At 64.7% G+C, this 19,425-nt stretch carries 17 protein-coding genes; 14 read left to right on the forward strand and 3 right to left on the reverse strand.

Going from position 1 to position 19,425, the window contains the following annotated elements:
- The first annotated feature begins 79 nt into the window (after positions 1 to 79).
- From QCM77_RS02735 to QCM77_RS02760, 6 genes are all read left to right on the forward strand, one after another.
- Positions 80 to 901: an ABC transporter ATP-binding protein gene (locus QCM77_RS02735; protein WP_027519023.1), complete on the forward strand. Its 822-nt coding sequence runs from the start codon at positions 80 to 82 to the stop codon at positions 899 to 901.
- A complete protein-coding gene (locus tag QCM77_RS02740) occupies positions 898 to 2,829 on the forward strand; it encodes a long-chain fatty acid--CoA ligase (protein WP_279681862.1) in 1,932 nt (643 codons plus the stop codon). Before QCM77_RS02735 ends, QCM77_RS02740 begins: the two co-directional genes overlap by 4 nt.
- Positions 2,830 to 2,911: 82 nt before the next feature.
- Positions 2,912 to 3,805, forward strand: a complete 894-nt coding sequence (locus QCM77_RS02745; RefSeq protein ID WP_279663068.1) for a branched-chain amino acid ABC transporter permease — start codon at positions 2,912 to 2,914, stop codon at positions 3,803 to 3,805.
- Positions 3,806 to 3,808: 3 nt separating this feature from the next.
- Positions 3,809 to 4,882 carry a branched-chain amino acid ABC transporter permease gene (locus QCM77_RS02750; RefSeq protein WP_279681864.1) on the forward strand — a complete coding sequence of 358 codons (1,074 nt, stop codon included), beginning with the start codon at positions 3,809 to 3,811 and terminating at the stop codon, positions 4,880 to 4,882.
- A 46-nt stretch (positions 4,883 to 4,928) separates the two neighbouring features.
- Positions 4,929 to 6,212 carry an ABC transporter substrate-binding protein gene (locus QCM77_RS02755; protein ID WP_279681866.1) on the forward strand — a complete coding sequence of 428 codons (1,284 nt, stop codon included), beginning with the start codon at positions 4,929 to 4,931 and terminating at the stop codon, positions 6,210 to 6,212.
- A gap of 146 nt (positions 6,213 to 6,358) precedes the next feature.
- Positions 6,359 to 7,198: an ABC transporter ATP-binding protein gene (locus QCM77_RS02760; RefSeq protein ID WP_279681868.1), complete on the forward strand. Its 840-nt coding sequence runs from the start codon at positions 6,359 to 6,361 to the stop codon at positions 7,196 to 7,198.
- Positions 7,199 to 7,263: 65 nt separating this feature from the next.
- Here the strand turns inward: QCM77_RS02760 and QCM77_RS02765 are convergent, their stop codons facing one another.
- Entirely contained in the window at positions 7,264 to 8,415 is a 1,152-nt protein-coding gene (locus QCM77_RS02765; RefSeq protein ID WP_279681869.1) for an AGE family epimerase/isomerase, read from the reverse strand.
- An 86-nt stretch (positions 8,416 to 8,501) separates the two neighbouring features.
- Between QCM77_RS02765 and QCM77_RS02770 the strand changes: the two genes are divergently transcribed.
- From QCM77_RS02770 to QCM77_RS02805, 8 genes are all read left to right on the forward strand, one after another.
- On the forward strand, positions 8,502 to 9,725 hold the full coding sequence (locus QCM77_RS02770) for a phenylacetate--CoA ligase family protein (protein WP_279681871.1): 1,224 nt from the start codon (positions 8,502 to 8,504) through the stop codon (positions 9,723 to 9,725).
- A 248-nt stretch (positions 9,726 to 9,973) separates the two neighbouring features.
- Positions 9,974 to 11,350, forward strand: coding sequence for a GHMP family kinase ATP-binding protein (locus tag QCM77_RS02775; protein WP_279663062.1), 1,377 nt, complete (start codon positions 9,974 to 9,976; stop codon positions 11,348 to 11,350).
- 21 nt (positions 11,351 to 11,371) lie between these two features.
- Complete coding sequence (locus tag QCM77_RS02780; protein ID WP_279681873.1) at positions 11,372 to 13,291, forward strand: N-acetylneuraminate synthase family protein; 1,920 nt, start codon at positions 11,372 to 11,374, stop codon at positions 13,289 to 13,291.
- Positions 13,291 to 13,980, forward strand: coding sequence for an acylneuraminate cytidylyltransferase family protein (locus QCM77_RS02785; RefSeq protein WP_279681875.1), 690 nt, complete (start codon positions 13,291 to 13,293; stop codon positions 13,978 to 13,980). Before QCM77_RS02780 ends, QCM77_RS02785 begins: the two co-directional genes overlap by 1 nt.
- Positions 13,973 to 14,737, forward strand: a complete 765-nt coding sequence (locus QCM77_RS02790; RefSeq protein WP_279681877.1) for an SDR family oxidoreductase — start codon at positions 13,973 to 13,975, stop codon at positions 14,735 to 14,737. Before QCM77_RS02785 ends, QCM77_RS02790 begins: the two co-directional genes overlap by 8 nt.
- The gene (locus tag QCM77_RS02795) at positions 14,734 to 15,582 is read left to right on the forward strand and encodes a sugar phosphate isomerase/epimerase family protein (RefSeq protein WP_279681879.1); all 849 of its coding nucleotides are present in this window, start codon (positions 14,734 to 14,736) and stop codon (positions 15,580 to 15,582) included. Before QCM77_RS02790 ends, QCM77_RS02795 begins: the two co-directional genes overlap by 4 nt.
- Positions 15,579 to 16,340, forward strand: a complete 762-nt coding sequence (locus QCM77_RS02800; RefSeq protein ID WP_279681881.1) for an SDR family NAD(P)-dependent oxidoreductase — start codon at positions 15,579 to 15,581, stop codon at positions 16,338 to 16,340. Before QCM77_RS02795 ends, QCM77_RS02800 begins: the two co-directional genes overlap by 4 nt.
- 13 nt (positions 16,341 to 16,353) lie before the next feature.
- Positions 16,354 to 17,193, forward strand: a complete 840-nt coding sequence (locus QCM77_RS02805) for an SDR family oxidoreductase (RefSeq protein ID WP_279663056.1) — start codon at positions 16,354 to 16,356, stop codon at positions 17,191 to 17,193.
- 10 nt (positions 17,194 to 17,203) lie between these two features.
- Here the strand turns inward: QCM77_RS02805 and QCM77_RS02810 are convergent, their stop codons facing one another.
- On the reverse strand, positions 17,204 to 18,181 hold the full coding sequence (locus QCM77_RS02810) for a Gfo/Idh/MocA family oxidoreductase (protein WP_279681883.1): 978 nt from the start codon (positions 18,179 to 18,181) through the stop codon (positions 17,204 to 17,206).
- On the reverse strand, positions 18,174 to 19,415 hold the full coding sequence (locus QCM77_RS02815) for a class I SAM-dependent methyltransferase (protein ID WP_279681885.1): 1,242 nt from the start codon (positions 19,413 to 19,415) through the stop codon (positions 18,174 to 18,176). Before QCM77_RS02815 ends, QCM77_RS02810 begins: the two co-directional genes overlap by 8 nt.
- Between the last annotated feature and the right edge of the window lie 10 nt (positions 19,416 to 19,425).

Below are 19,425 nucleotides of genomic sequence, written 5' to 3' on the forward strand. Positions count from 1 at the left end.
CACGGCCGTACTAGGATCGCCCGACAGGAACGGACGAAGAGCGCCACTGAATGCGCCATCACCGGGAGGGATTTGTTTGGTGGCTACCAGTCTTGAAGTGCGCGGCGTGTCCTTGCGATTCGGTGGCGTTCGTGCGTTGACCGATGTCGGCTTCGCCATCAGGGAGGGCGAGCTGTTCTCGATCATCGGCCCCAACGGCGCCGGCAAGACCTCGATCGTGAACTGTATTTCCGGCCGCTACAAGCCGACCGAAGGCCAGCTGTTCTACCAGGGCCGCGACATCACCGGCCTGACGCCCAACGCGCGCGCTTCGCTCGGCATCGGCCGCACCTTCCAGAACCTGGCGCTGTTCCACCATATGAGCGTGCTCGACAACATCATGGTCGGCCGCCATCACCTCCTGAAGAACAATTTCCTCACGGGCTCGCTGTACTGGCTCACTGGCGCACGCAAGGAAGAGCTCGAGCACCGCCGCAAGGTCGAAGAGATCATCGACTTCCTCGACCTCCAATCGGTACGAAAAGCGCAGGCCGGCACCCTCTCCTATGGCCTGCGCAAGCGCGTGGAGCTTGCGCGCGCCATGGCGCTGGAGCCGCGCCTCATTCTCCTCGACGAGCCGATGGCCGGCATGAACTTCGAGGAGAAGGAGGACATGGCCCGCTACATCGTCGATCTCAACGAGGAGTTCGGGATGACGGTGGTGATGATCGAGCACGACATGGGCGTGGTGATGGATATCTCCCACCGCGTCATGGTGCTGGATTTCGGCCGCAAGATCGCCGAGGGCGATCCGGCCGCCGTGCTCGCCGATCCCCACGTCAGGCGCGCCTATCTCGGCGAGGAGGACGAGGTGCTGGTCGATCCGGACGATGCTCCGCCGGCGCAGGAGAGCGCGGCATGATGGATTACGCAGGGCGCGTCGCGCAGGCCGACACCTACCCAAAAATGCTCCGGCTCAACGCGAAGGAGTACGGCAATGAGATCGCGCTGCGCGAGAAGGATCTCGGGCTGTGGCGCCCGTTCACCTGGAACGACTACCAGACGCGGGTGCGCGACTTCGCGCTCGGCCTCGTCGAACTGGGCCTGGGGCGCGAGGATGTCATCGGCATCATCGGCGACAACCGGCCGGACTGGGTCGCGGCGGAAATCGCCACCCATGCGGTTGGTGGATTGAGCCTCGGGCTCTATCGCGACGTGCTGGATGAAGAGGCCTCCTATCTGCTCAACTACGGTGAAGCCCAACTCGTCTTCGCCGAGGACGAGGAGCAGGTCGACAAGCTGCTTGTGCTTGCCGAGCGTGTGCCGAGGCTGAAGCACATCATCTATTCCGACCCGCGCGGCATGCGGAAATATGACGATCCGCGTTTGATGTCGGCAGAGAAATTTACCGAGCTCGGCCGGGCGCGGGCTACGCGCGAACCGGAACTTTACGATCGGCTGGTCGACGCGACCAAGGGCGAGGACGTCGCTATCCTCTGCACGACGTCAGGCACCACCTCGCATCCAAAACTTGCGATGCTCGCCGCCGGCCGCGTGCTCGGCCATTGCGCGACCTATCTCGCCTTCGACCCTAAAGGGCCGGACGACGAATACGTCTCGGTGCTGCCGCTGCCCTGGATCATGGAACAGGTCTATGTGCTCGGCAAAGGCCTCTTGTGCCGGATGAAGATCAACTTCGTCGAAGAGCCCGACACCATGATGAACGATCTGCGCGAGATCGCGCCGACATTCGTGCTCTTCGCCCCCCGGGTCTGGGAATCGATCGCCGCCGACGTCCGCGCCAAGGTGATGGACGCAACGCCGTTCAAGCAGCGGCTGTTCGATATCGGTATGAAGAGCGGGCTTGCCGCGCTCGAACAAGGCAAGCCCTCCGGCTTTGCCGACGCGATCCTGTTCCGCGCGCTGCGCGACCGCCTCGGCTTCACCCGCCTACGTTCGGCCGCGACCGGCGGCGCGGCACTCGGCCCCGAGACCTTCAAGTTCTTCCAGGCCATGGGCGTACCGCTGCGCACGCTCTACGGCCAGACGGAATTGCTCGGAGCCTACACGCTGCATCCCGAGGGTAAGGTCGATCCTGACACCACCGGCGTGCCGATGGCCGACAGCGTCGAAATCCGCATCGACAACGCCGACATTCACGGCGTCGGCGAGATCGTGGTGCGGCATCCCCACATGTTCCTCGGTTACTACAAGAACCCGGAGGCGAGCGTCGCCGACATCCGGGAAGGCTGGATGCTGTCCGGTGACGCCGGCTATTTCAACGACAACAAGCAGCTCGTGGTCATCGATCGCATCAAGGATCTCGCCGAGACCTCGCGCGGCGAGCGCTTCTCGCCGCAATTCATCGAGAACAAGCTGAAATTCTCGCCTTATATCGCGGAAGCCGTGGTGCTTGGCGCTGGCCGCGACGCGCTCGCGGCGATGATCTGCATCCGCTACTCCATCATCTCCAAATGGGCGGAGAAGAACCGGCTCTCGTTCACGACCTACAGCGACCTCGCCTCGCGGCCCGAGGTCTACGCACTGCTCCGCAAGGAGGTCGAGACCGTCAACGTCACGCTGCCGCCGGCGCAGCGCATCTCCCGCTTCCTGCTGCTCTACAAGGAGCTCGACGCCGACGACGGCGAGCTCACCCGCACGCGAAAAGTGCGCCGCAGTGTCATCAACGAAAAATACGAAGGCATCATCGACGCGATCTACCGCGGCGACGCCGACATCCCCGTCGACACCGTGATCCGTTTCCAGGACGGCACCACGCAAAGGGTGCGGACGACGCTGCGGGTGGTGGATCTGGCCGGACCGGGGCATCTGGCGGAGGCCGCGGAGTGAGCACGCTTCCGACACAGAGCGCGTTGCCAATCGATGAACCCTCTCCTGCGCAGGCGGGGAGAGGCGAAGGACAGCATATCACATGAACACCGCCTTCCTCATCCAGCTCCTGGTCAACGGCCTTGTGGTCGGCACACTCTATGGCGTGGTCGCGATGTCGTTTGTGCTGATCTACAAGGCCACCCAGGTCGTCAATTTCGCGCAGGGCGAGCTCTTGCTGGTCGGAGCCTGGGTGTGCTGGACGTTGCTCGCGAAATACCAGGTGCCGTTCTGGATCGGCATGCCGATGACGCTCGTGTTCATGTTCGTGTTCGGCATCGCGGTGCAGGTCCTGATCCTGCGGCCGATGATCGGCGAACCCATCATCTCGGTCATCATGGTCACGATCGGCCTGTCCACCGTGCTGCAGGCGACGCTGAAATGGATGTTCGGCGTCAATCCGCAGCCGTTCCCGCGCGTATTCGAGAGCCAGTCCGTCAGCCTGTTCGGGCTCCAGATCCAGACCGTCTATGTCATGAGCCTCGTGGTCTCGGTCGCGATGATGATCGGCATGGCCTGGTTCTTCCGCGCGTCAAAGTACGGCCTTGCGATGCGCGCCACCGCGTTCAACCAGCAGGTGGCGCAGTCGCTCGGCATTTCCGTCAAAAGCGTGTTCGCGATGGCGTGGGCGATCTCGGCTACGGTGTCGGCGGTCGCGGGCGTCGTGGTCGCGGTCGTGAACGGCGTATCCTCGGGCCTTGCCGCCTACGGCATCAAAGTGTTTCCGGCGGCGATCCTCGGCGGGCTCGATTCCGTCGGCGGCGCCGTGCTCGGCGGCATCATCATCGGGCTACTCGAGAACATCGCGCAATATGTCGACAGCGAGTATCTGCACTGGGGCAATCTCTATGAGATCGCGCCGTTCTACGTCCTCATCATCGTGCTGATGATCAAGCCCTACGGCCTGTTCGGCACCCACGACATCGAGCGGATCTGACCCATGGCCGGCCCTGCCCTCATCCCTGCTGGTGATTTCCGCACCTCTTACGCGGCCGACACCACGATCTTTCCGACCACGACCAGCCGCAACTTTGCGATCGTCGGCGTGCTGCTGCTCTGTCTCGTGCCGCAATTCCTTGGCGGTTACTGGCTCAGCATCCTGATCCAGATCGGCATCTTTTCGATCGCAGCCCTCGGGCTGAACATCCTAGTCGGCTTCACCGGCCAGATCTCTATCGGGCATGCGGCCTTCTTCCTGCTCGGCGCCTTCACCTCGGCCTACATCTCCAACAACGCACCGATCCCGGTGTTCTTCGCGATCCCGCTCGCGGGCGTCGTCACCGCGCTGGTCGGGCTGATCTTCGGCATCCCGGCAGCGCGGCTGAAGGGGCTCTACCTCGTGATCGCGACGCTCGCGGCGCAGTATATCCTGCTCGACTTCTTCTCGCGCGCGGAGTGGTTCACCGGCGGCTCGGTGCCGGCCAGCGCCAATCCGTTCTCGATCTTCGGCTACACGCTACGCGGCGACAGGCAATATTTCTATGTCGTGCTCGCCTATGTGATCGCGAGCTACGTCCTCGTCACCAATCTGATGCGTACGCGCGACGGCCGCGCGCTGGTGGCGATCCGCGACCATTATCTCTCCGCGGAGATCATGGGCATCAACCTCACCAAGTACCGCACGCTGTCATTTGGCCTCGCCGCCTTCTTTGCCGGCATCGCCGGCGCGCTCTATGCGCACTACCAGCTCGTGGTGTCGCAAGAGGGCTTCGGTATCGAGCGCTCGATCCTGTTTCTCGCCATGATCATCATCGGCGGCACCGGTTCGATCATGGGCACGCTGATGGGCACCGCCTTCGTGGTGCTGCTGCCGGAAACGATGGAGTTCCTCAGCGTGGCGCTGAAGGGCGGCGCGATCGACAAGGCGCTGTCGCTCAACAACAATATCACCTTCCTGCGCGAGATCGCGATCGGGGTGATCATCATCGCGTTCCTGATGTTCGAGCCGGACGGGCTCGCCCATCGCTGGCGACAGATCAAGGCGTACTGGAAACTCTACCCGTTCTCGCATTGAGCGCGGGCAACTCTCTAACCAACAAATAAACAGGAGGAGGCAACCAATGAAGACAAAATCCCTTTTGAGCACGGCATCGATTGCACTGGCGATCGCAGCATTCTCCGCGAGCGCGCAGGCACAGATCGCCATCGGCCATCTCGCCGATTATTCCGGCGGCACCTCCGACGTCGGCACGCCCTACGGCCAGGCCGTCGCCGACACCTTCGCCTGGGTCAACAAGAACGGCGGCGTCGGCGGCAAGCAGCTCAGCGTCGACACCAACGATTACGGCTACCAGGTGCCGCGCGCGATCGCGCTCTACAAGAAATGGTCGGCGCCCGACAGCAAGGTCGCGGCGATCATGGGCTGGGGCACGGCGGACACCGAGGCGCTGACCGGCTTCCTCGCGCAGGACAAGATCCCCGACATGTCCGGCTCCTACGCCGCCGCACTCACCGATCCCGAAGGCGTCAGCGGCAAGGCCAAGCCCGCGCCCTATAATTTCTTCTACGGCCCGAGCTATTCGGACTCGCTGCGCGCGATGCTGATGTGGGCGGCCGAGGACTGGAAGGCGAAAGGCAAGCCCGGCAAGCCGAAATTCGTGCACATGGGCGCCAACCATCCCTATCCGAACGCGCCGAAGGCCGCCGGCGAAGCCATGGCGCAGGAGCTCGGTTTCGAGGTGCTGCCGCCGCTGGTGTTCGCGCTCGCGCCGGGTGACTACAGCGCGCAGTGCCTGAGCCTGAAATCCTCGGGTGCCAATTATGCCTATCTCGGCAATACCGCCGCTTCCAACATCTCGGTGATGAAGGCCTGTAAGACCGCCGGCGTCGACATTCAGTTCCTTGGCAATGTCTGGGGCATGGACGAGAACGCCGCCAAGACCGCGAGCGATGCCGCCGATGGCGTGATCTTTCCGCTGCGCACCGCTGTGAGTTGGGGCGGCGATGCGCCCGGCATGAAGACGGTGATGGAGATCTCGAAGATGTCCGACCCCACCGGTAAGGTCTATCGCCCGGTGCACTACATCGCCGCCGTCTGCTCGGCGCTCTACATGAAGGAAGCGCTCGACTGGGCCGCCAAGAACGGCGGCGCGACCGGCGACAACGTCGTGAAGGGATTTTACCAGAAGAAGGATTGGGTGCCTTCAGGCATGGAAGGCGTCTGCAATCCCTCGACCTGGACCGACAAGGACCACCGCGGCACGCTGAAGGTCGACCTCTATCGGACCAAGATCACCGGTGCGACCGACGGCGACCTCAACGACCTGATGGCCAAGGGCACCATCAAGCTCGAGAAGGTCAAGACCGTCGAGCTGCCGCGCAAGCCGGAATTACTTGGGTGGTGAGCCCCCGCTTTCGCCCCACGCACAACTGTCATCCCCCGCGAAAGCGGGGGATCCAGTACGCCGTGGCTTCTCGGTGAATCTCCGGCGTCTCTGGAATACTGCGTCACCCGCCTTCGCGGGTGACGACATCGAGAGAGTAACTGACCATGAGTGAAGCGGTTAACGTCGAGCGTCCCTCCCCCAGCATCGTGCCCGCGCCGCCGCTGCTCGGGGTGCGCAACATCGAGGTCGTCTATGACGACGTCATCCTGGTGCTGCGCGGCCTCAGCCTCGACGTGCCCAAGGGCGCGATCGTGGCGCTGCTCGGCGCAAACGGTGCCGGCAAATCGACGACGCTGAAGGCGATCTCGGGGCTGCTCAAGACCGAGGACGGCGAGGTCACGCGCGGCGAGATCCTGTTCGAGGGCGAGCGCATCAACGGCATCGATCCAGACAAGATCGTCCGCCGGGGCATCTTCCAGGTGATGGAGGGCCGGCGCATCGTCGCCGACATGACCTCGCTGGAAAACCTCAAGCTCGGTGCCTTCACCCGCAGGGATCGCGAGGTCGGGGCCGATCTCGACATGGTCTTCAACTATTTCCCGCGCCTGAAGGAGCGCACCGGGCTTGCCGGCTATCTCTCCGGCGGCGAGCAGCAGATGCTCGCGATCGGCCGCGCGCTAATGGCGCGCCCGAAGATGATCCTGATGGACGAGCCCTCGATGGGCCTGTCGCCGCTGCTGGTGAAAGAGGTGTTCTCGATCATCCAGAAGATCAACCGCGACCTCGGCGTCACCATCCTCCTGGTCGAGCAGAACGCGCGCGCCGCGCTGTCGGTGGCAAGCCACGGCTACATCATGGAGCAGGGCAAGGTCGTGCTCGACGGCACCGCGGACGAATTGCGCGACAACGAGGACGTCAAGGAATTCTACCTCGGCGGCGCCGGCGACCAGCGCAAGAGCTTCAAGAACCTCAAGAGCTTCAAGCGGCGCAAGCGGTGGCTTTGACATAGCGTTTTCAAGCGAAGTGGGAACCGGTTCGCGTGAAGAAAACGCGTCAAAACAACAGACTCTTACTCCAGCACCTGCTCCGCTTCCGCGACTGCGCAGAGAACATGATAGAACGACGACGCAGGAATGGTGTCGATCAGCGATTTGCCGTCGCGATCGAACTGGTCGTACCAGCCGCCCCTCACGGGATGGCTGAGATAATACCGTTCGAGCCGCACCAGCGCCATGCGCGCCTCATCCGCCGCGCCCGCCTCCCCGGACTCGGCCTGCGCGATCCACGCCTTCGCAATTTCGGTCTGCGGCCAAAGCCGGCGCGTGCTGCGGCGAATGTTGCCGGCGTCGTCACCCTCGTCGATCAGGCAGCCGGTGGCCTCGTCGCGATAGCGCAACGCGGTCTCCAGCAGCTCCGCGCGCCGCTGTCGGGTTGGGCAGCCCGTGATGCGTTCGAACCCCTTCAGCAGCCAGACCCATTCCGCCTGGTGACCCGGTTCGACGCTGACCGGCGCGATCTTCGACCAGTCCTCCTCGAAATATTCGCCCAGCGCGCGCGTCTGCTTATCGTAGAGATTGCCGAGGAACAGCGCGAAAAACTCGCCGGCGCGGTTCTGGAACGACAGATCGTGGGTCGCGTCGAAGCACGCGATCATCGCCTCGAACAGATGCATGTGCGGGTTCTGCCGGCGCGGCAGCGTGACCGGCAGGCCTTCGTGGACGCCGCCATGCGGCGAACGCAAATGACCGTCGAGAAAGGCGAGCAGCGCGTCGATCTCGACGCGAACCTGCGCGTCCTGGTCGAGCGAATAGACGGTCGCCAGCGCAAACAGAATGAAGGCGTGGTCGTAGGCATCGCGCCGGCCGTCGAGCACCGCGCCCTCCGGAGTCAGCCGGTGCACGTAGCCGGGCCGGCCGTCGGGCGCTTTTGCCTTGGCCAGCAGATGCTCCAGCCCCTTCAGCGCGATGGCGCGCCCCTCGGGGTACCAACCCATCTGCGCGGCCTTGGCATAGCACCAGATCTGGCGGGCCTGCACGAACACGCGCCGCGGCGCGGCCACGTCCGCCGTGCCGTCACGGTGCAGCCGATCGATGAAACCACCCGCGCCATGGTCCCAGCCGACCGTCGACCACAGCGGCAACGCCTCGTCGATCATGCGGCGCTTCAGGCGCGCGACGACGTCCGCCGCCTCGTCCGCCGCAATGATTCCTTCGTCCGCCATCGCGTCCTCTTCAAACCTCGCCAATGGGCGTCTGATACCCATGCCGGCGGCGGCGCGCAACGGACGTCAACCCGGAAAGATCAGCCATGACCGCCCATTACGACGCCCTCGAGACGCGCGAACAAGCCGCGCGCGAAGCCGATCTGTTCTCCCGCCTGCCAGGCGTGCTGCGCTGTGCGATGACCGCGCCCGCCTATGCCGATCGGCTGAAAGGCGTCGATCCGGCCGCTGTGACCTCCAGGGCAGCCCTGGCGGGCCTGCCGGTGCTGCGCAAGTCGGAACTGCCGGCCCTGCACAAGGCCTCCACGCCCTTCGGCGGCCTCGTCGCGGCGGCGCCCGGCTCGTTCGCCCGGCTCTTCACCTCCCCAGGGCCGATTTTCGAGCCGGAGGGGCGACAGTCCGACCCCTGGCGCGGCGCACGGGCGCTGTTCGCGGCCGGGTTCCGGCCCGATGACATCGTGCTCAACACCTTCAGCTACCATCTCACCCCCGGCGGCTTCATCTTCGATGCGTCGGCGCGCGCGCTCGGCTGCGCCGTGATCCCCGCAGGTCCCGGCAATACCGAGCAGCAATTCGAGCTGATCGAGGCCTACCGTCCCGTCGGCTACAGCGGCACGCCGGACTTTCTGAAAATATTGCTCGATGCTGCCGCAAGCTCGGGCCGCGACGTCTCCTCGATCAAGCGCGCACTGGTCTCGGGGGCGGCCTTCCCGCCCTCGCTCCAGGCGGAGATCAAGACGCGCGGCATCGACGCCTACCAGGCCTTCGGCACCGCCGATCTCGGCCTCATCGCTTTCGAGACCGGCGCGCGCGACGGCATGGTCGTGAACGAGGACCTGATCATGGAGATCGTCAAGCCCGGTACCGGCGATCCCGTGGCGCCCGGCGACGTCGGCGAGATCGTCGTGACCTCGCTCGACCCGCACCATCCCTGGATTCGGCTTGCGCTCGGCGACCTCACCGCGGCGCTGCCGCGCCCGAGCCCCTGCGGGCGCACCAACATGCGCATCAAAGGCTGGATGGGCCGCGCCGACCAGACCACCAAGGTCAAGGGCATGTTCGTCCGCCCCGAGCAGATCGCCGAGATCGGCAAGCGCCATTCCGCGCTCGGAAGACTACGCCTCGTCGTCGCGCGCCGGGGCGAGACCGACGCGATGACGCTGAAAGCGGAAACGGCGGCCGCGAGCGACGCGTTGCGCGAGGAGATTGCAGGCACCTTGCGCGCAGTGACGAAGCTCGGAGGCGACGTTGAACTGGTGAGGCCCGGCGCGCTGCCGAACGACGGCAAGGTGATCGCGGACGAGCGGTAACCTCCGTTCGCCTTCGACAGCCGGTCATTGCCCAGATACAGCACGTCGAGTCCCGAGCAGAAATAGGTATGGAGCGCCTCCAGCGGCGCGTTCACCGTCGGCTGCTCGTTGATGTTGAGGCTGGGGTTGATCTGGACCGGCCGCGATGCCCCCCAAGGCGCAGGAACCTTGCATCGTCCCTGCTGCTCCCGTAATACCAACCCCGCTTACGGTATGGCCTGGAATTGGCCCTTCCTGGACCCTAAAACGTGCTTGAACGAACCCTCGTCACCATCGCCGAGACCGAGACCATTGAGGAAGCCTTCCGGCGCCTCAATGCCAACATGCTCGGGATCCTGTTCGCGCAGGACGCGGGCGGACGAATCGTCGGCGCGGTGACCGACGGCGACATCCGCAGGCGCATGCTGACCGGCACCACGATTCAGGACCGGGTGGCGACCTGCATCAATCGCAATTTCGTCTGGGCCCGGAGCGGCGGTCCGCGCGAGCAGATCCTCAAGCTGCTCGACCAGCGCGTGCACGTGGTGCCAATCCTCGATGGCGAGGGACGGCTGGTCGACGTGTTCAGCCGCGAGCTGTTCAACCTGTCCGAAGAGAGCGAAGTGTTCGCGCGCGCGCGCTCGCCGGTGCGAATCAGCTTCTCCGGCGGCGGCACCGACCTGACGCATTATTTCGTGGCAAATGACGGCGGCGCGGTCATCAACGCCACGATCAAGATGTACGCTCACGCGACGCTGCGGCGACGGAACGATCCCAGCATCCGGATCTATTCGCATGATTTCCGCTGCACGATCGAGGCCGACGATCTCGCAGAACTTGGCACGGGCGGTGATCTCGCGCTGATCAAGTCGGTGGTGCGCCTGATCAAACCGACTTATGGATTCGAGCTCGAAGTGTCGGCCGACTTCCCGGTCGGCTCCGGCCTCGGCGGCTCCGCGGTGGTCTCGTCCGCCATCATCGGCTGCTTCAACGAATTCCGCGGCGACCAGTGGGACCGTCACGAGGTCGCGGAGATGGCGTTCCAGGCCGAGCGGCTGATGCTCAACATTCCCGGCGGTTGGCAGGATCAGTACGCCACCGTGTTCGGCGGCTTCAATCACATGGAGTTCTTTTCCGACCAGAACACCATCGTGCCGCTTCGTCTCGATCCCAACATCATCGCCGAGCTCGAGGAGAGCCTGGTGCTCTGCTACGCCGGCTCGGGCCGCGATTCCGGCGCCATCCACCGCGACCAGAAGGCGCAGCACGAGACCAGCGACGCCGTGGCCGCGGCCGCCAAGCAGAAGGAAGTGACGCGCGACATCCGGCGACATCTGCTGCGCGGCCAGTTGCTGGAATGCGGCCGGCTGATCGACGACGCCTGGCACGCCAAGCGGAAGCTGAGCTCGAAGATCTCGTCGGACGCGATCGATGCGATCTACGATTTCGCCAAGCAGCACGGCGCGGTCGGTGGCAAGCTGCTGGGCGCCGGTGGCGGCGGCTACTTCATGTTCTTCGTGCGTCCGTTCGAGCGCTACCAGCTCATTGCCGCACTGGAACAGCAGGGACACAGCTGTTCGCGCATCATGTTCGAAGAAAACGGGCTGCGGACGTGGAAGTCGCGCTTTCCCGCACGATTCGCCTGACGATATGAGACGAGAATGTTGATGACATCGCCCAAACAGCCCGCCCCGGTCCGCATCGGCAACCGTCTTCTGGGCGATGGCGAACCCTGCTACGTCATCGCCGAGATCGGCAACAACCACAATGGCGACTTCGATCGCGCCATTGCGCTGGTCGATGCTGCGGTCGTGGCCGGTGCCGATTGCGCCAAATTCCAGATGCGCAAGCTCGACGAGGTCTATCGCGCTTCGAGCCTGTCCGGGAAGGACGACGACCTCGCCGTCGAATACACGCTCGATCTCCTGCGCCGCTTCGAGCTCCCGACCGCGCAGCAGAAGAAGATCGCAGAGTACTGCGCGGCAAAGGGTATCCAGTATCTCTGCACGCCCTGGGACGCAAAGAGCGTCGCCGTGCTCGAAGGGTTCGGCGTGCAGGCCTACAAGGTCGCCTCGGCCGACCTCACCAATCTGCCGCTGCTTGCGTGCCTTGCCGCCACCGGCAAGACGCTGATCGTCTCGACCGGCATGAGCACGACGGACGAAATCAAGACCGCGGCGAAATTCCTCGACGACCGCGATGCGAGTTACGTGCTGCTGCACTGCCAGAGCACCTATCCGGCCGCGCTCCACAACATCCATCTGCGTTTCATGGAAACGCTGCGCGAAATCCATCCGGTCGTCGGCTATTCGGGCCACGAGCGCGGCGTTGCCGTTTCAACGGCCGCGGTGGCGCTTGGCGCCGTCGTCATCGAACGCCACATCACGCTCGACCGCGAGATGGAAGGTCCGGACCATGCTGCGAGCCTGGAGCCGGAGGAATTCAAGACGCTGGTCTCGGGCATCCGCGAGGTGGAAGCGGCGCGCGGCGAGAAACTGGCCGAGCGCGCCCTGAGCCAGGGTGAGCTGATTAACCGCGAAAACCTCGCCAAGAGCCTGGTGGCTGCGCGCGACCTTCCGGCCGGCACCGTGATCTCCGAGAGCGACGTCGCCGTGAAGAGCCCGGGACAGGGCCTGTCGCCGCTGAAGATGCCGGCGCTGCTCGGCCGAAAGCTGACGCGGACGATGGCGACCGACGACTATTTCTTCCAGAGCGACCTCGACGAAGGTACCGCAAAAGCGCGGCGCTTCCACTTCGACCGGCCCTGGGGCGTGCCAGTGCGCTATCACGACACCGAGCGCTTCCTGGAGATCTGCGAGCCTGATATCATCGAGTTCCATCTCAGCTACAGCGACATGGAGCGCGATCCCGCGACGTATCTCTCCGGCACCTACGATCTCGGCTTCGTCGTGCATGCGCCGGAGCTGTTTGCCGGCTCCAAGCTGATGGACCTCGCAACCCCCGACGAGGCGCTGCGGCGGTACTCGCTGGAGCAGACGCAGGCCGTGATCGACATCACCCGCGATCTGAAGAAATTCTTCCCAAAGACGAAGCGCCCGCCCATCGTCGCCAATATCGGCGGCTTCACCATGGACGAGCCATTGTCGCCGGAGGAGAAGGCCGAGCGCTATCGCATCTTCGCCCGGAGCCTGAAGGAGCTCGACATGGACGGCGTCGAGCTGACGCCGCAGACCATGGCGCCGTTCCCCTGGCATTTCGGCGGCCAGCGCCACCAGAACATCTTTATCTTTCCGGAGGAATCCGCCGCGTTCTGCGCCAAGCATGATCTGCGGATGTGCGTCGACATCTCCCACACCAAGCTCGCTGCCAACCATTTCGGCTTCGACTTCGCACAAGGCTTGGCGCAACTCGGGCCGTACACCGCGCATCTGCATTTCGGTGACGCCAAGGGGCTCGACGGCGAAGGGCTCCAGGTCGGCGAAGGCGAAATCGATTTCGACGAGATCGGGCGGGTGCTGCGCAAGCATGCGCCGACCGCGTCCTTCATCCCCGAAATCTGGCAGGGCCACAAGAATATGGGCGAAGGCTTCTGGATCGCGCTCGAGCGTCTCGAGAGGCATATCTGATGGCGCGCAAGACGCTGGCCGTGATCGCTGCGCGCGGCGGCTCCAAGGGCATTCCGCACAAAAACCTGCTCGATCTCTGCGGCAAGCCGTTGATCGCGTGGACGGTCGAGCAGGCACGCGCGGCACGCGGCGTCGACGTGGTGGCGGTTTCTTCCGACAGCGACAATATCCTCGCCGCGGCCGAAGCCGCCGGCGCCATCGGCGTGCGACGCCCCGAAGACATTTCGGGCGACCTCGCCTCCTCCGAATCCGCCTGGCTGCACGCGCTCAATGCGACCGACGAGCGGATGGGACGGTTCGAGCGGATCGTCGCGCTCCAGGCCACCTCGCCGATCCGCGAGTCCGGCGACATCGAGAACGCACTTGCGACCTTCGACCACGAGCATCTCGACAGCCTGCTCTCGGTCTGCGAGGTCGAAGATTATTTCAACTGGCGTATCGGCGGGAGTGGCCCGGAGCCGATCAACTACGACTATCACAACCGCCGCATGCGGCAGCAGATCGAGAAGCGCTACCTGGAGAACGGCTCGTTCTACGTCCTGATCCCATCACTCCTGCGCGAGCAGAACAATCGTCTCGGTGGAAAAATCGGCTTTCACCTGATGGAGCGTCACAAGATGTTCCAGATCGACCGTCCCGAGGACGTCAAGCTTTGCGCCGCCATCATGCGTAGTTACGGCTATGCCTGACCTCAGCGCCTTCTCTCTGGCCGGCAAAATCGCGGTCGTCACCGGCGCCTCCCGCGGCATTGGCGCTGCGATTGCAGCCGGCCTGCAAGATGCCGGTGCCACGGTGTTCGGCCTCAGCCGTTCCGGGACCGCACCAGAGGGCGTGATCGCGATTGCCTGCGATCTGTCCGACGATGACGCCATCGAGAGCGCATTCCGCACAGTGGCCGCGCAAGGCGGACGCATCGACGCGCTGGTCAACGCCGCCGGCATCAGTCTGCCTGCCCGAAGCGTCGAGAGCGAACTCGCGCGCTTCCGGGCCACGATCGCAACCGATCTCACCGGCATCTACGCCACCATCCTTGCCGCCCATCCGCTTCTGAAGAACGCGGGCTCTGCTGCGATCATCAACGTCACCAGCATCAATTCGGTCCGCGGCTTTCCCGGCAATCCCGGCTACGTGGCGGCGAAGGCCGGTCTTGCCGGGCTGACGCGAGCGCTCGCCGCCGACTATGCGCCCGACGGCATCCGCGTCAACGCGCTCGCGCCCGGCTATGTCGCGACCGAGATGACCGCGAAGAGTTTTGCCGATCCAGACATGCACGAGGCGAGGCGCCGCCACACCATGCTCGGCCGTTGGGGACAGCCCGCCGACATGGTGGGAGCCGCCGTCTTCCTGGCGTCGGAAGCCTCCGCCTATGTGACCGGACAGGAACTCTTCATCGACGGCGGCTGGACCACAAAGGGCCTCGCCATCAGCTCGGACAAGCAACCGTGACCGCAACGCTCGAACGCATCGGCTTCATGCAAGGCAGGCTTTCGGCCCTCGTCGACGGCAAGATCCAGGCATTCCCCTGGAATGAATGGCGCGAGGAATTCTCGCGTGCGAAGGAGCTCGGCCTGACGCGGATAGAATGGACCATCGATCAGGAACGGCTGCGCGAGAACCCGCTGACGACCGAGCCGGGGCAACAGGACATTCTGGCGCTGTCGCGCGAGAACGGCGTGCGGGTTCCGAGCCTGACCGGCGACTGCTTCATGCAGGCGCCGTTCTGGAAGGTCGATGCCGTCGTGCGCGACGCGCTTGTCGCCGACCTCGATCTCCTGATCGCCGCCTGTAGCCGCATCGGCATCGAATTCGTCGTGATTCCGCTGGTCGACAACGGCAAGATCGAGCGCGAGAGCGAGGGCGATACGTTGAAGCGCGTGCTGCTCGCTCGCTCCGAGCAGCTTGCAAGACGGAACCTCAAGATCGTCTTCGAATCCGATCTGCCGCCGCGCGAGCTCGCCCGGTTCATGGAGGCGTATCCAGCCGACGTCTTCGGCATCAACTACGACAGCGGTAACAGCGCTTCGCTCGGTTATGACAGCGACGAGGAGGTCGGCGCGTACGCACAGCGCATCCTCAATGTGCACGTGAAGGACCGCATTCGCGGCGGCACCACCGTGCCACTCGGCACCGGCAACGCGGACCTTGCCAAGACGATCCGGCTGATCGAGCGATCCGGTTACAAGGGCCAATACATCCTGCAAACCGCGCGCGCCATCGACGGCGACCACGCCGGCGCGTTGGCGAAATACCGCGACATGACGGTTCGCTGGATCGAGGACGCCGCGCGATGAAGCTCGAGCTGAACGATCGCGTTGCTCTCGTCACCGGCGCCAGCCGCGGAATCGGGCTTGCGATCGCGACGACGCTCGCGGCAGAGGGCGCCAAGATCACGCTCGCGGCGCGTAGCGCCGATGCGCTGAACGCCGCGCGCGCGGCGGTGGGCGGACGGAGCTCGATTTACGTTGCCGACGTCACCGATCCCGCCGCCGCGGCGGGCCTTGTTCAGGACGTCGAAAAGCAGTGGGGCCGGCTCGACATCCTCGTCTGCAACGTCGGCAACGGCGCGTCCGTACCCCCGGGGGAGGAAACCGCGGCGGAATGGTCGCGGGTGATGGACCTCAATCTCTTCGCCACGACCAACATGATCGAGGCCGCCCGGCCGCTGATGGCGTGTGGCAGCGGCGACCGCGCCATCGTCTGCATCTCCTCGATCGCAGGCATGGCCGCACTCGGCGCGCCCGTCACCTACTACGCCGCCAAAGCGGCGCTGAATGCGACCGTGCGCGGTCTGGCGCGCCCGCTGGCGCTGGAAGGCATCCGGATCAATGCGGTCGCGCCCGGAAACATCTTGAGCCCGGACGGCACCTGGGCGCGCAAGATCGCCGAAAACAAGCAAGCGATCGACGACATGCTCCAGCGCGAAGTGGCGCTACGCCGGCTCGGCACTCCCGAGGAGATCGCCGACGTCGTCGCCTTCCTTGCTTCGCCCCGCGCCGCCTTTATCACCGGCAGCGTGCTGGTGGCCGACGGCGGCCAGCTCAGAAGCTGAACAGGAGCCTTCGATGGCAAACCCCTCCTCCCGCTACGACCTGACCGGACGGACCGCGCTCGTGACCGGCGCCGGCGGCCTGTTGGGCAAGCAGCATGTTGCAGCGCTCAGCGAAGCCGGCGCGCGCGTGGTTGTCACCGATGTCGGCTTGACGCAGGCCGGAGCTGCCGTCGCCGCGCTGAAGCAGGTCGCGGCTTCAGCCGATCTGATTGCGCTTGCTATCGACGTCACCTCGCTCGACTCGGTGCGCGCCGCGAACGAACAGCTTGCAGACCGCGGAATCACTGTCGACATCCTCGTCAACAACGCCGCCATCGACCCGAAGGTGACGTCGAGCCCAGGCGTCATGCACTCTTCGCGCTTCGAGGCATTCCCGGTGCCGCAATGGCAGACCGAGATCGCCGTCGGCCTGACCGGCGCGATGCTGTGCGCGCAGGTGTTCGGCGGCGAGATGGCCAAACGCGGACGCGGCGTGATCCTCAACATCGCCTCCGATCTCGGCGTGATCGCGCCGGATCAGCGGCTCTATCGCCAGCCGCAGGTGACGCGTGAAGAAGAACAGCCGGTGAAACCCGTGACTTACTCGGTGATCAAGCACGGCTTGATCGGGCTGACGAAATATCTGGCGACCTACTGGGCCTCTCACGGCGTGCGCGTCAACGCGATCTCGCCGGGCGGTGTCTTCAACAACCAGGATCCCGCCTTCGTCGAACGACTGACGCGCCTGATCCCGATGGGCCGCATGGCCGACGTCGACGAATACCGGGCGGCGGTGCAGTTTCTCTGCTCGGACGCGTCGAGCTACATGACCGGGCAGAATCTGGTGATGGATGGCGGACGGAGCGTGTGGTAGCGCGCGCAACTCACGTCGCAGATAACCGCCGGGACACCGCCTCGATCCGCGTCCACAACGCAACAATGGCACGCTGACGCGACGCATGATCGGCGTCGTCCTCGCCGAGCGATCGGCACAAACGCGCGAGCACATCCACCCTGGGATCGCGCGCCACCCTGGGATCGCGTGCGCCCCTGGGATCGCGGACGTTCACCGAGGCCTGCTTCGCGGACGCGAAGGGATCGAGCTGGTCCACGATGACGGGGCCGACTTCGCCGCGCCCGTTTGCTGCAATCCTGAAGCAGGTCTGCGTCGCGCGGCTGTCGACCCGCAGCGCGAACGGCGGCAGGGCTTTTGCGGTGAACACAGCCTCCCAGGACGCCGTCTCGGCATCGGAGGGGCCCGCGACTACCGACGACGAGACATCGTCGTAGCCGAACTCCGCGAGCAGCGCGATCAGATGAATGCCGTAGAAGCGGAGCGCGCCGCCACCGCTGGCGTCGAACCGTTTCCAGTTTTCGAGATTGGCGCGGTAGTGATGCGCCATGAAGCTCCAGTCCAGCGACAGCCTGCCGGCGCCCTCGGCGAGGATCGCGCGCAGCCGGTCTGCCCATGGCAGGAAACGGAAGGTGTAACCGACGCGATAGCGCTTGCCCGCGCGGTCGAGCGTGTCCAGAAGCTGCGCCGCGAGTTGCGGCGACGGCGCCACCGGCTTCTCCAGGATGAGGTCGCGAAGCGCTGGCATCGCGGCCAGCCGCGGAATCTGGTCGGCCTGGTCGGCCGGGCGAAGCGCCACGACCGCACCGGTCGCGCGCATCACAGGCTCGTCGGCGTTCGCACACCAGATGACGTCAGGCACGTATTGAGCGAGCTCGCTCCGCCCGCCGACCACCGCACGGTAGCGCTCCGGCAGCGCCACCTTGATCCCGCACTCGATCAGCGCGGGCAGATATCCGTACATCCCGAAACCCGATCCGAGGATCGTGAAGACGGGTGCCTCAGGCATGGAAATCGTCGGCACCGAGCACGTCGATCACCGGGCCCTTGTAGCCGTTGTCTGAGAGATATTGGCGGATCTCGCGCGAAATGTGCCAGGCGAGATTGAGCAGCGGCTTGCTCTGGTCGCCATGCGCGAACAATTCGTCGTCGGACACGATCGGAATGCGAGTGCCCGGCACGTAATGTCCGATCTTGATCGAGCCTGGCTTTTCGTGCACCGCGACGATCTCCTTCTCCGTCAGGCCGAGCAGCTTGACCAGGATGGCGGCACGGCCGGGAAATGCCTTGGCGCGAATCGGTCCGTGGGCCGCGATGATCTTCTTCAGCTCTTCGCCCTTGCGGGCCTTCCAGAGCTCGACGTCGCGCGCGAGCTGTGCAAACTCGACCTGAAAATTGTTTTCGCGGGCAACGACATCGGCGGCGACGGCATCGCTCTTCGCCGCGTGCCCGAGGATGACGCGAATGTTGCCGCCATAGCGCGCGGGAAATTCGACATTGACGATGTCGAGGCCGAGCGACTTCGCGATGAAGCTGAACGACTTGTACGAATAGGTGCGAGGATGTTCGTGATAGAAAGTATCGAACTGATGCCGGTCCAGCACCGCGCCGAGATAGTGATTCTCGATCACGATCACCGTGTCGGGCCCAAGCAGCACCTTCAGCGCCGCGAGCACGCCCTCGAGATCCTCGATATGGGCGAACACGTTGGTGAAAGTGATGATGTCGGGCGTACCGACGCCGCGACGGATTTCGGACGCGGTCTCGGTGCTGAGGTAGTTCTGCACCACGAAATGGCCCTTGGCCGCGGCATCCTGCGCCGCGCCGGTCGGCTCGATGCCGGCCGTCCTGGCGCCGGCCTCGCGAAAGAAGTCGAGCAGGCTGCCGTCATTGCAGCCGATGTCGAGCGCGATTCTGCCGGTCAAGGACCCCATCCGCTCCGCACACGTTGCCACGAGGCTCTTCATCCCGGAGAGCACGTCGGCGGTGAAGCGCGAGCGGTAGTGATAATCCCCGGGAAACAGATCCTCCTTCGGGACCTGGAAACGTTGATGGCCGGTGGCGCAGGTCGGACAAAAGTCGATCTTGATCGGGTATTCGCGGCACTGACGCGAATCACCAACCGTCACCAAATCGTCGCACAGCGGGTGCAGGCCGAGATCGAGCACCGGCACGAGCCTGTCGCTGCCGCAGACCTCGCAGCTCTTGATCTCGGTGAGCGGTCGCGTCGACGTGGTGGTCATCAGATTGAAT

The organism is Bradyrhizobium nivariense (assembly GCF_029846695.2).
Lineage (GTDB): Bacteria > Pseudomonadota > Alphaproteobacteria > Rhizobiales > Xanthobacteraceae > Bradyrhizobium.

What these genes read in the sequence shown, in the direction of transcription:
- QCM77_RS02740 (WP_279681862.1), top strand. Translation starts at nt 898, where the DNA reads ATGATGGATTACGCAGGGCGCGTCGCGCAGGCCGACACCTACCCAAAA.
- QCM77_RS02745 (WP_279663068.1), top strand. Translation starts at nt 2,912, where the DNA reads ATGAACACCGCCTTCCTCATCCAGCTCCTGGTCAACGGCCTTGTGGTC.
- QCM77_RS02750 (WP_279681864.1), top strand. Translation starts at nt 3,809, where the DNA reads ATGGCCGGCCCTGCCCTCATCCCTGCTGGTGATTTCCGCACCTCTTAC.
- QCM77_RS02755 (WP_279681866.1), top strand. Translation starts at nt 4,929, where the DNA reads ATGAAGACAAAATCCCTTTTGAGCACGGCATCGATTGCACTGGCGATC.
- QCM77_RS02760 (WP_279681868.1), top strand. Translation starts at nt 6,359, where the DNA reads ATGAGTGAAGCGGTTAACGTCGAGCGTCCCTCCCCCAGCATCGTGCCC.
- QCM77_RS02765 (WP_279681869.1), bottom strand. Translation starts at nt 8,415, where the DNA reads ATGGCGGACGAAGGAATCATTGCGGCGGACGAGGCGGCGGACGTCGTC.
- QCM77_RS02770 (WP_279681871.1), top strand. Translation starts at nt 8,502, where the DNA reads ATGACCGCCCATTACGACGCCCTCGAGACGCGCGAACAAGCCGCGCGC.
- QCM77_RS02780 (WP_279681873.1), top strand. Translation starts at nt 11,372, where the DNA reads ATGACATCGCCCAAACAGCCCGCCCCGGTCCGCATCGGCAACCGTCTT.
- QCM77_RS02785 (WP_279681875.1), top strand. Translation starts at nt 13,291, where the DNA reads ATGGCGCGCAAGACGCTGGCCGTGATCGCTGCGCGCGGCGGCTCCAAG.
- QCM77_RS02790 (WP_279681877.1), top strand. Translation starts at nt 13,973, where the DNA reads ATGCCTGACCTCAGCGCCTTCTCTCTGGCCGGCAAAATCGCGGTCGTC.
- QCM77_RS02800 (WP_279681881.1), top strand. Translation starts at nt 15,579, where the DNA reads ATGAAGCTCGAGCTGAACGATCGCGTTGCTCTCGTCACCGGCGCCAGC.
- QCM77_RS02805 (WP_279663056.1), top strand. Translation starts at nt 16,354, where the DNA reads ATGGCAAACCCCTCCTCCCGCTACGACCTGACCGGACGGACCGCGCTC.
- QCM77_RS02810 (WP_279681883.1), bottom strand. Translation starts at nt 18,181, where the DNA reads ATGCCTGAGGCACCCGTCTTCACGATCCTCGGATCGGGTTTCGGGATG.
- QCM77_RS02815 (WP_279681885.1), bottom strand. Translation starts at nt 19,415, where the DNA reads ATGACCACCACGTCGACGCGACCGCTCACCGAGATCAAGAGCTGCGAG.